At 58.5% G+C, this 12,989-nt stretch carries 2 protein-coding genes; one reads left to right on the top strand and one right to left on the bottom strand.

Going from position 1 to position 12,989, the window contains the following annotated elements:
- Nucleotide 1 precedes the first annotated feature (1 nt).
- The gene (locus ACMDCM_RS04375; RefSeq protein ID WP_412772423.1) at nucleotides 2–994 is read left to right on the top strand and encodes a hypothetical protein; all 993 of its coding nucleotides are present in this window, start codon (nucleotides 2–4) and stop codon (nucleotides 992–994) included.
- A 65-nt stretch (nucleotides 995–1,059) separates the two neighbouring features.
- On the opposite strand, the gene ACMDCM_RS04370 is transcribed toward ACMDCM_RS04375, so the two are convergent.
- Entirely contained in the window at nucleotides 1,060–12,987 is an 11,928-nt protein-coding gene (locus ACMDCM_RS04370) for an amino acid adenylation domain-containing protein (RefSeq protein WP_412774662.1), read from the bottom strand.
- Nucleotides 12,988–12,989 lie beyond the last annotated feature (2 nt).

The raw sequence follows: 12,989 nt of genomic DNA, 5'->3' as shown, positions 1-12,989 counted from the left end.
AATGCTCGACGTTATCAGCGCGCTTTACCCTGATTGTAAACTGCTCTCCGGCGTCCGAAACTGGAATCCCGAGAAGGCCCTAGCCATTAATTCGGGCGTGACGATCCAGCGTGCAACAAAATGGGAACTAATTCGAACCAAAGAGTTCAGTTGTCATACTGATACCGGCGTTTATATCCCAAAGGACGATTGGCGTTGCCTTACAGGCTGTGAGGTGAATGCTCTCATCGGAGCAACAGACGACGAGAACTTTGCGACGACAATTCAGATATTTCAGATACCCGTATCGTTGCTCGAACGCGGGCTACGTTCTTTTAGTCCCTATCTGGATAACGGCTTGTCGAGGGCAGATTCACTTGGATTTATGGCCATCCCGAAGTCGAAGACGCAAAGCCTTATTGATGATATCAATCGGTGGCTTCGCGAAAACATTATCTCCGTTGAAGCATGGCACAACAACGGAATGGGCGTCGTCGCACGCAAATCCGGTTACTTGTCCTCTACCGGCTGGGGTGGTCTCCATGTCGATCTGTGGGGACCAACTCTGTCTAAACAAATCCAACAAACCTACAACGGGTTGAGGTGCGTGATCAATTTCAGCTCTGAACCACGCCGTTTTGTCTTTCAAAATCTCCGCATGGCCACCCTTAGCCGGATGTATCCAGACTTTCTGACATCTCGTCCCCTCAGTGATGTAGTAGATAATGTCTTCTATTCAGATCACTGGCAGCGTCTCGTGGGCGATCGGTTCGTAGAAGAGCATCGAAACTATCCGATTATCTCCGTTCTTCTGGAACCTGGTCACGGCTATTTGGCACCAACAACCAGTCTGTTCCACGACGGATGCCTTTCGGGAATGACCCAGGCCGACATCACGGTGCGAGCGGGTCATTCGGGCTTCACGGATGTCAACCACAACACATGGACGCCCCCAGAATTCAGTCCGGAGTGGCGTAAGGCGTGCCTGAAAAACAGCCATGCGCTTGTCGATTAACGTGATCAGCAGATCGAAATTTTACCAAAACAGGTGTGGTTTTGAAGGACATCCGCCTGGCGAAGTCACACTCGCGATAATTCAGCGAACACCGTGGCGAGCTCTTCGCGAAGCTGTGCCGACTTGAGAATCGAATCGTGATTAGTCCCACTAATCCTGCTCAAGGAAGGAGGCGAGCGCGAATAACCTGTCCAATCGATTGGTCGGCGCGTTTGACCCTCGTCTATGTCCGCAGTCCACGTCATAATAGAAGTCGAAATCGGGGTGAGGCAATAACACCGATTTATTCGGGCACGATTGAACACGGTGAATGTAAAATACTCATAGGACTGTCCGCCCGATCTAAGACTATCCCAATCACGCCGCGTCACACCGTAGAATCTCACGAGCGTTCTATAGTCTGCTTCGGTTAAAAGGACGATGAGATCATGCCACATGCGTCTCATTGACGATCGCTCGATCCTTGCTAGAAATTCATTTTCAAAACGTTGCTCATCTCCGGTAGGAAGTAGGGAGGCGGTCTCGTCGAATTGCTCAACAAAACTGTACACATCAATCATAGCAACGAGCGCAATGTCTCGATGTGCCTCAACTCTCTTAGCGAGCGCATGTGCGAGCAATCCGCCCCAAGACCACCCGAGGAGAGCGATCGGGCCGACCTGACGCTCACCCTCAATATATCTTGCACAATGGTCGACAGCGTGATCCATGGACAACTCAAACAACGAGGAATTATTCACGCACAATGCCTCAAATCCAATGAGATTTACCTCGCAACTGAGGCGGTTGGCGAGGTCCATGTAGCAATTTATGTATCCGGAAAATGGGGGGAGACAATATATGGTGACCGGAGTCGTGGCACGACGAAGGTGTATTATCGCTCGCTCTTCTACCGATGGTTCGTTGTTACTGCTGGTCGACAATAATCGGCGTACAGAACGCCGCTCCAGCAGGTCTCCGAGTGACACATATGGAAATCCCCGCGACTGCAGCGTTATCACAACCTGCATGGCGAGAATAGAGTCGCCTCCTATCTCGAAGAAATCGTCCTGTACTCCAATTGGAGAGATACGCAGTATTTCCTCCCAGATGGCAATGGCGCGTCGTTCGAGATCGTCGGCGGGAGGAACGTAATTATAAACCGGTGAGGCCGGCTCCGGTAGGGCTCGACGATCGAGCTTACGACTAATTGTAAGCGGGATTGCATCGAGTGCGACTATGTGCGCGGGGATCATATATTCCGGCAGCGTGGATCGGAGAGCCGCCTTGAGTTGATCGGGCGCGGCGTCATCTAGTTTGGTACAAGGAACGACATAAGCGATCAGCTGCTTGCCGGAAGCGCTATCACGCGCAACAACGACAGCTTCTCGAATGTTTTCGTAAGAGAGAAGCCGTGTCTCGATTTCACCGAGCTCAACTCGAAAACCTCTCACCTTCACCTGATAATCCGTGCGGCCGATGTATTGAATGGCCCCGTCGCTGCGCCAACGCACCATGTCGCCAGTGCGGTATAACTGCTTACCGGGTTGTCGCGAGAACGGGTTCGGCACAAAGCGCTGCGCTGTTAGGCTTGGCCGATTGTGGTAACCCCGTGCAAGGCTGACACCTCCGATATAAAGCTCGCCTGGGACGCCAGGTGGAAGAGGATTCAATGCCGGATCAAGGACATAAAGCTGCGTGTTCCAGATCGGATAGCCGATCGGTGGTAATTCGTTCGGGGTGCGGTTCGCGATGGCGAACGCGCTCACCACATGCGTTTCGGACGGCCCGTAAAGATTGACAAGATCGCATTGTTTCTCTTTGTCGAGGAGAGCGATCAGGTTGTCTGTTATTTGGGGCTGCTCGCCCGCGGTAAGAATTTGCTTCAGATAGAGCAAATCAATCGACTGCGATGTCGCGTAAAGCGCTAACATCTCAAGAGCACGATAAGGGATGAACAATCTTTCGACCTCATGATCCCTCACAAAAAGAGCGAACTGCTCGATATCCTTGCTTAGTTGTTGAGACGGGATAATGAGCTGGCTACCAGAAAGCCACGTGCTGACAATCTCCTGGAAGCTTGCATCAAAGCTGAAGGATGAGAACTGAACAGTTCGGAATGCGCCCGGCATTACGTCAAGGTGCCACAAGAGCAAATGTGACAACGCGCTGTGAGGCATTGCCACGGCCTTTGGCCTACCTGTTGAGCCTGATGTGTAGATGCAGTAGGCGAGGTTCTGCGGGGTTGTGATGCTGGGCAGGTCGCCAGCATCGAGGCTCTCGACCTCCGGCCAGTTTCGGTCGAGGCACCACACTGGTGTCGCGCCAAGCGGCAACTGATCGATCAGCCGTTCCTGGCTCAGGATCAGAGGGACACCGGCATCCTCGATCATGAAGGTAAGCCGCTCGGCGGGATAGTTCGGGTCGAGCGGGACGTAGGCGCCACCGGCCTTGATGATGCCGAGCAGACCCACCACCATCTCCAGCGAGCGCTCGACCGCAAGCCCCACCAGAACGTCCGGACCCACGCCGCGTGACCGCAGATGCCGCGCCAGCCGGTTCGCCCGCGCGTTGAGTTCGCCATAGGTCAGCGGCGTGTCCTCGTACACCACAGCGACTGCGTCCGGGTGCTCACGCACCCGCGCCTCGATCAGCTCGTGCAGGCAGCGGCCGTCCAGCGCATGCGCCTCGCCTTGCGACCACTGCTCAACAACCTGCGTATACTCTCCCGGGAGGAGAAGCGGCACTTCCCCGACCGGCGTCTCCGCGTTAGTCGACACGACCTCCAACAGCTGCGTTAGGTGCGCCGCCACGGCCTCAACCTGTGCTCGGTCCAGGCGCGCTTCCATGTACGAGACATCGATCACCAGCCCGTCGGCCCGCTCCACCACCACCACGGTCATCGGGTAGTTGGTGGTCTCGAGGTTGTGCATCCCTGTGAAGCTCAGCGCTTCGTTCGAGCGTTGCCGCAGCGCCTCATCGACGGGGTAGTTCTCAAACACGAGGATGGTGTCGAACAGCGCCTGGCCGGGCTGACCGGCCCAGCGCTGGATGTCGTAGAGCGGCACCTGCTCGTGCTCGCGCAGCATCACGTTCTCCGCCTGAAGCTGGCGCAGCCAGTCGCCAATGTGTTGTTCGGGACCCGGACCCTGGATCACCGGCAGCGTGTTGATGAACAGGCCCAGAATCCCCTCCGCGCCGGGAAGGTCGGCCGGGCGCCCGGCGACGGTTGCGCCGAATGTCACGGTCCGCTGCCCGCAATAGCGCTGCAGCAGCAGGATCCAGGCCGCCTGCACCAGCGTGTTGAGCGTCACCCGCTCTTGCTGGGCGAAGCGCTGCAGCCGCGCGGTCGCCGCCGCATCGAGCCGGCATGTGATCGTGTCGTGTCCGTCGGCCCCTTCGTGCCGACCACGTGCCCCGGCGAGCGCGTCGACAAGCAATGTCGGCTCGTCGAGGGCGACCAGCCTCTCCTTCCAGAAGGCCTCGCTCGCGGCCTTGTCCTGCTGGCTCAACCAGGCGATGTAGTCCCGGTAGCGACCGCTCACTGGGCCCAACGCCTCGCCGAGGTAATGCGCGAACACCTCCTCGATCTGCCGCGCCGTGCTCCACCCATCCATCAGCAAATGATGATGGGTCCAGATCAACTGGTGCCGGCCGCCGCCCAACCGCAGCACACTCACGCGCTGCAGCGGCGCCACGCCGAAGTCGAAGCCCCGTGCCCGATCGGTAACAGCGAAGCCGTTGATCTCGGCCGCCGCCCTGCCCCGCCAGTCGATGACGTCGATCGCCGTCGGCACGCTCTTATGCACGATCTGCAGCGGGTGCGGGACATCGCCTTCCCAGACGAAGCTGGTGCGCAAGACCGCGTGCCGCGCCGTCACCGAGGCCCAGGCCGCCTCGAAGCGTTCGAGATCCAGCCCCTCGACCGCAACGCTGAGCTGGTTGACGTAGTGCCCTGACGATGGATCGTGCAGCGCGTGGAACAGCATTCCCTGCTGCATCGGAGACAGCGGGTAGACATCCTCGATCTCGCGCGCCGCCACAGGCAGCCCATCGATCCGCGCCTGCGTCAGACCCGCCAACGGGATGTCGGACGACGTCAGCCCCTGTGCTTGCTCGCTGAGGCAATGCGCGATGACCGCTTCAAGCTCGGTCTGATACTCCTGAGCGAGGCCTTCGATCGTCGCAGCATCGTACATGTGCCGGCTATAGGCGAACGATAGCCGCAGTTCGCCGTTGTAGACCTGTCCATCGATGCTCAGCCAGCTGCCAAACGCCGCATCTGGATCGCGGTTGTGCCCTCCGCTCTCCTGCGCGGGCACAAAGGCGCCATCGTCATCGAAGCTGCCGTCAAACTGGCCCAGGTAGTTGAAGGTGACACGCGGCTCGGCCAGACCATCAAGCTGCGACCGCAGTGTCGCAGCGCTTAGATGCTTGAGGATACCATAGCCGAGACCCCTGCTCGGCACCCCGCGCAGCTGCTCCTTGATCGCCTTGATGGACGTGCCAAGCGATGGAGCAGCTTCGCCATCGAGAACAAGCTCCAAAGGTATCGTCAGGCGCACAGGGAACAAGCTGGTGAACCAGCCGACCGTGTGGCTAAGGTCGATGTCACCGAACAGGTCCTCGCGGCCGTGGCCTTCGAGCGCCACCAATACCGAGACGCTGCTGCTCCAGCGGCACAGCACGCGCGCTAGGGCCGTCAACAGCAGATCATTGACTTGCGTGCGGTATGCCTCCGGTGCTCGCTTCAGCAACCGCGCCGTCGTCGTTCGATCGAACTGCACCTCAATGCTCACCGCATCACGATTAAGTCCTGGTTCGACGGTTCGATCACGTGGCAACTCGACTAGCCCAACCGTGCTCAGTTGCTCCCTCCAATACGGGGCTTCGTTCGCCAGCGCCTCACTGCCCGCATAATCTTGCAGCCGTTCGGCCCAGGTCTGGAAGGAAGAAGTCTTCGCCGGCAGCGCGATCGTCTCGCCGGAAAGCTGCTGACCATAAGCGGTTTGCAGATCCTCCAGCAGCACGCGCCACGACACCCCGTCCACCACCAAGTGATGGATCACCAGCAACAAGCGACCCCTGCCATCGCCGAGCCGCACATAGAGAGCTCGCAACAAGGGACCATGCTCGATCGACAGGCTGCGCTGCGCCTCCTCATACAGGGATTGAGCATCAGCAGACCTTGCCTCCCGGACCCACAGCAGCGATCCATCGACGGTCGAACTTGCAGAAGCATGAAACGCCGTCCACACACCAATCTCGTCCTGCCGAAAGCGCAGGCGGAAGGCATCATGGTGCGTGACGATGGCTCTCAATGCGGCTTCCATCGTGGCAGGATCCAGCGGTTGCCGCACCGTCAGCAGCACCGACTGGTTCCAGTGATTGCGATGCGGGATTGCCTCTGCGAAGAACGCCTGCTGGATCGGCAGCAACGCCATCCGGCCGGAGACGACGGCGTCCGTCGCCACAGCTCTGGAGCGGTCGACTTCGGCGACCGCCGCGAGTTCTCCGATCGTCTGTCGCTCGAACAGCTGCTTCGGCGTGAGCTTGAGACCGGCACGTCGCGCCCGCGCGATGATCTGCAGACTGAGAATAGAGTCGCCGCCCAGGGCGAAGAAGTTGTCGGTAACCCCGACACACTCCACATCCAGGACCTCCTGCCAGATCGCAGCGAGCGCCTCCTCTACCTCGTTGAGCGGCGCCACATAGTCCGCCGTTACGACGTCGGGCTCAGGCAGCGCCTTGCGATCCAGCTTGCCGTTCGGCGTCAACGGCAGCGCATCCAGCACCACCAGATGCGCTGGCACCATGTAGTCAGGAAGCGCCGAACGAAGGCGCTCGCGCAGATGCTCCGTCAGATCGGCAACCGCCTCGCCGCGCGACACCACATAGGCCACCAGCTGCTTGCCCGAAGGACCATCGCGCGCCACCACAACAGCTTCGCGCACCTCATCCTGGGCGAGCAGCTGCGCCTCGATCTCGCCAAGCTCGATACGGAAGCCGCGGACCTTCACCTGATGGTCGATGCGGCCGACATATTCAATGGCCCCGTCCGGCCGCCACCGGGCCAGATCCCCGGTCCGATACAAACGCTCGCCCGGCTCCCGCGCAAACGGGTTCGGAACGAACCGCTCCGCGCTCGGGCCCGGCCGGCCGTGATACCCCCGCGCAAGCCCCGCCCCTCCAATATAAAGCTCGCCGACGACACCTACCGGAACCGGACCAAGCTCACGATCAAGAATGCAAAGCTGCGTGTTCCAGATCGGCCGACCAATCGGCACATTATCGCCGGTTTGATCTGTGCAAATCCAAGCGCTGACCTCGACAGCGGCTTCAGTCGGACCGTATGTGTTATAAAGAACAGTCGAATGACGCGCGAGAAATTGGCGCTGCAATCCTGGGGGTAACTGTTCCCCTCCCAGACACACGCATCTCAGTACGTCGAGCTGCTGCTGATCTTCCGCGAGCAACATTGCAGACAATAGCGACGGCACGCATTGGAGTGACGTGATAGCACGATCCGATATCTCGTTCAGAAGCTTGGAAATATCGACCGCTGCGCCTGATCCAGCGATCACGCACTGACCACCAGCTATAAGAGGGCTGAAAATTTCCAAAATCGAAGCATCGAATGCAAAAGACGCTTGATGAATGACCCGTTCGTCGGCGCGCCAGAACAGTTCTTTCCTAACCCAAGACTCGTGATTTACGATCGCATCGTGTGAAACGACAACTCCTTTCGGAATTCCCGTCGAGCCAGATGTATAAATGCAATACGCCGCTGCTTTAGGGCTTATGAACGTTTTAACATTGAGAAAATCACTTTCGTCGATTCCGCTAAGATGATCCTCAAGAACACAATACTCGGGTTGAACGGAGACAGTACCAGCTATCTTCCTGAAGCATTCCTGGAAGAATAATTTCAAGTGCTCTTGGACAACCACTACGCTGACGCCAGCATCTTCGATCATGAAGGCGAGCCGCTCGGCGGGATAGTTCGGGTCGAGCGGAACGTAGGCGCCTCCGGCCTTGAGGACGCCGAGCAGTCCGATCACCATCTCCAGCGAGCGCTCGGCCGCGACGCCTACAAGCACATCGGGACCGACGCCACGCGCGCGCAGATGCCGCGCCAGCCGGTTCGCCCGCGCGTTGAGCTCGCCATAAGTGAGCGAGGTGTCCTCGTATACCACAGCGATCAGGTCGGGATGTTCCGCGACTCGTGACTCGATCATCTGGTGGAGGTAACAGCTATCAACCGCATGTACCTCGCCACGCGCCCAGACATCTACAAGCGCCGAAAGCTCTACCGGACATAGCATGGAAAGCGTGCCGAGCGGCCGACTGGGAATTGTTGCGATATCGTCAAGTAACTGAATTAGATGTGCCCTCAGGGCCTCGATGTGCGTAGGTTCGAAGTAAGTGCGTATATACGTAAGTGCGATCTCCAGCATGTCACTGCGTTCGACGAACGACACAGTCAATGGATAGCTTGTCATCTCGACATTGTTTGCTGGTCCAAAGAAGAGCACCTTGCCAGATCGAGCACGCAGCGCCTCGTCGACGGGATAGTTCTCGAACACGAGGATGGTGTCGAACAGGGCTTGGCCGGGCTGACCGGCCCAGCGCTGGATGTCGTAGAGCGGCACCTGCTCGTGCTCGCGCAGCATCACGTTCTCCGCCTGAAGCTGGCGCAGCCAGTCGCCAATGTGTTGTTCGGAACCCGGACCCTGGATCACCGGCAGCGTGTTGATGAACAGCCCGAGCATGGCCTCCGCGCCGGGAAGATCGGCCGGGCGCCCGGCGACGGTTGCGCCGAATGTCACGGTCCGCTGCCCGCAATAGCGCTGCAGCAGCAGGATCCAGGCCGCCTGCACCAGCGTGTTGAGCGTCACCCGTTCCTGCTGGGCGAAGCGCTGCAGCCGCGCGGTCGCCGCCGCATCGAGCCGGCATGTGATCGTGTCGTGTCCGTCGGCCCCTTCGTGCCGACCACGTGCCCCGGCGAGCGCGTCGACAAGCAATGTCGGCTCGTCGAGGGCGACCAGCCTCTCCTTCCAGAAGGCCTCGCTCGCGGCCTTGTCCTGCTGGCTCAACCAGGCGATGTAGTCCCGGTAGCGACCGCTCACTGGGCCCAACGCCTCGCCGAGGTAATGCGCGAACACCTCCTCGATCTGCCGCGCCGTGCTCCACCCATCCATCAGCAAATGATGATGGGTCCAGATCAACTGGTGCCGGCCGCCGCCCAACCGCAGCACACTCACGCGCTGCAGCGGCGCCACGCCGAAGTCGAAGCCCCGTGCCCGATCGGTAACAGCGAAGCCGTTGATCTCGGCCGCCGCCCTGCCCCGCCAGTCGATGACGTCGATCGCCGTCGGCACGCTCTTATGCACGATCTGCAGCGGGTGCGGGACATCGCCTTCCCAGACGAAGCTGGTGCGCAAGACCGCGTGCCGCGCCGTCACCGAGGCCCAGGCCGCCTTGAAGCGCTCGAGATCCAGCCCCTCGACCGCAACGCTGAGCTGGTTGACGTAGTGCCCTGACGATGGATCGTGCAGCGCGTGGAACAGCATTCCCTGCTGCATCGGCGACAGCGGGTAGATGTCCTCGATCTCGCGCGCCGCCACAGGCAGCCCATCGATCCGCGCCTGCGTCAGACCCGCCAACGGGATGTCGGACGACGTCAGCGTCGTTCGAGCGCTGACGTCGATCTCTGGCACAGTGCTCTCGAACACAGATTCGATGACCTGCACCACCACGCCCAGCTGCTCGATGGTCTGCCGCTCGAACAGCTGCCTGGGCGTGATCTTGAGGCCAGCACGTCGCGCCCGTGCGATGACCTGCAGGCTGAGGATAGAGTCGCCGCCCAGCCCAAAGAAGTTGTCGGTGACCCCGACCCGATCGAGCCCCAGCACCTCCCGCCAGATCGCAACGAGGGTCGTCTCTACTTGGTTACGTGGCGCCACATAATCTGCGGTCGCCATCACGTTCGGCTCTGGCAGCGCCCTTCGGTCCAGCTTGCCGCTGGGCGTCAGCGGCATCGCGTCCAGCGTGACCAGATGGGCCGGCACCATGTAGTCTGGAAGCACCGAGATCAGATGCTCCCTCAACCGATCAACAAGTTCGGCGCGAACCTCACCACGTGGCACGATATAACCCACGAGCTGCTTGCCCGCCGCACTGTCCCGTGCCACCACCACGGCCTCGCGCACATCGTCATGGCCGAGCAGCTGTGTCTCGACCTCGCCGAGTTCGATGCGAAAGCCCCGCACCTTCACCTGGTGGTCGATGCGTCCGACATACTCGATCGCGCCGTCCGGCCGCCATCGCGTCAGGTCCCCTGTGCGATAAAGACGCTCACCCGCCTGTTGCGGGAATGGATTTGGAATGAACCGCTCGGCCGTCAAAGCAGGTCTGTTCTGATACCCGCGAGCAAGGGCAACGCCGCCGATATAGAGCTCACCCGTAACGCCGGGCGGAACAACATTCAGATCAGCATCGAGGATGCAAAGCTGCGTATTCCAGATCGGACGGCCGATCGGAATGCTGCTCATCTGCTCAGTATCTTCGCAGGGCCATACACTAACTTCAATCGCGGCCTCCGTGGGTCCATAGAGATTGACAAGCCTAGCGTGGTGTTGGGCTGCCAGAGACATCTGGTGCTCCCGGAGTAGCGCCTCTCCGCTACAGACCACCTGCCGTAATGATGGACAATCTCGCAGCTCTCCTGACGCAACAAATGCGTGCAACATCGACGGAACGAAATGCATCACGGTGACCCGATGAGTACGTACGATACGTCCAAGCACTGACGGGTCTTGGTGCGCCCCGGGCGGCGCTATCACAAGGCTCGCGCCGGATATCAACGGCCAGAAAAGCTCCGGGACGGAAACGTCAAAGTTTAGTGGGGTTTTCTGAATCAAACGGTCCGATGCATTCGCAATGCACCGCATCCAATTTAAGCGGTTGACGACGCCTTCGTGGGTATTGACCACTCCTTTGGGACGGCCTGTCGATCCCGACGTATAAATGCAATAGGCGATATTGTGTGGTCGCACTGAACTATCGAGATTGTCTGTTCCGTAGCACTCCGCGTCGCACCAGTTGCGATCGATGCACCACATAATGCTTTCTGCGGAGCTCCTATCAGCGCTCGCCTGCGTTTTTACGAGAATACCATTAAAGCGGTCTGCTAAATGACATTGTGACACGATAAGATGGACATCAGCGTTCTGAACCATGAACGCAAGTCGGTCGGCGGGATAACTCGGATCGAGCGGCAAGTACGCGCCTCCAGCCTTCAGAATGCCGAGCAGCGCGACCATCATCTCTAGTGACCGGTCAACCGCGATGCCGACTAGAACGTCAGGCCCAACATTACGAGATTGAAGATAGCGAGCTAACTGATTAGCCTTTCTGTTAAGTTCTGCAAATGTCAGGGAAGTATCCTCATAGAGGACGGCGGGTGAGGTTGGCGTTGCCGCAGTCTGTTGCTCCACCATTTCGTGCAGGCAGAGCGCAGGAAATGAGCGGCAATCGCCTCTCCCACGTTTCAGCACCGAGTTATATTCATTAGTGCTCAGAAGCGGCAGCGCCGCAACGGTACGGCGCGGATTGGCAATGGCACCGGTTATAAGAACGAGCCAATGCTCTGCTAAGCGGCCGATCATGCCATCATCGAAAAGCCGACTGTCATATGTAAAAGTGAAGCGAATGTCGTCCTCGCGCTCCACGACATCCAAGCTGAGAGCAAATTTTATGGCAGCACTATCGACTTCAACCATCTCGATTGTGAGATCATCTAGCGCTCCAAATTCGAGGCTAGCATTCCGACGTTGATGATTGAACATAATCTGAAATAGCGGGCTCTGATCCAACCCACGGTCAGGTCGCAAAGCGTCGACAAGCTGCTCAAACGGCAAATCCTGATGTGCTTGCGCCTCGATCATGACATGTCGGACACGGCTCAGACATTCCTCAAACGTACACTCGCCATCCAGAAGCACACGCATCACTTGTGTATTTACGAAGAACCCGATCAAGTCATGCGTTTCTGCACGCTCGCGGTCCGCTATCGGCACTCCGATCCTGATATCCGTCTGACCAGTATAACGATAGAGGAGCACTTGAAATGCGGCCAGCAACACCATTGGCATTGTCATTGTTCGCGCGTGCGCGAAACGGCGAAGCGCGAGGTTTATTTCTGACCCCAGGGTGAACGAATGTGTGCCCGCTTGACCTAAGCACACCCTACTCCGGGAGCGATTAGCCGGCAGGTCAATAACTGGGGTTTCTTCGCCAAGTGTTTTGCGCCAGTAACCCAATTGGCGCGCACTTTCGCCAGCCTCCAACCAAGCCCGCTGCCATATCGCATAATCCGCGTATTGAATAGTCAGCGGAGGTAATGATGGATCCGTGCCCTTTACCAAACTGCCATATACGGAAATGAATTCACGAATGAGGACCTGCATCGACCAACCATCGGCGATGATATGATGCATTGTGATCAGAACGATGTGATCGAATGACGATCGCTTTAGAACGCAAATTCTATGCGCTGGTTCCTGCAATAAGTTAAAGGCCTTGCCTGCTTCCTCGCGCATCTGCCGCTGCACGCGTACATCTTGGTCTGTCGTGGCAAGAGCCGTGAGATCAACGTGAGATATCGAAGGGTCATACGAGCTGTGAATTCGCTGGAGTCCCCGGCCATCGCGGCCGGTCTGGAATGTGGTGCGTAAAGCTTCATGTCTGCGACCTAACAGTCGGAGTGCCTGCTCCAAGAGCGCTAGCTCTAATGGACCGCGTAGTCGGAGACCACCACTAATATTGTATGCCGCACTGAGCGGATCGAGATTCCACAAGAACCATAACCGTTCCTGAGAATGTGAAAGGCGGCAATCCTCTCCTGTGCGCAGAGGGGGAATAGGAAAACGGCGAAGGTCGACACCCCTTTCGCTAAGTCGGTCGATCGCAACCCTGCGCTTCTCTACTGGCAGCGAGACAAGTGTGCGCATGA

Source organism: Nitrobacter sp. (genome assembly GCF_047149785.1).
Taxonomy (GTDB): domain Bacteria; phylum Pseudomonadota; class Alphaproteobacteria; order Rhizobiales; family Xanthobacteraceae; genus Nitrobacter.
This window is presented reverse-complemented; position numbering and strand designations above follow the sequence as displayed.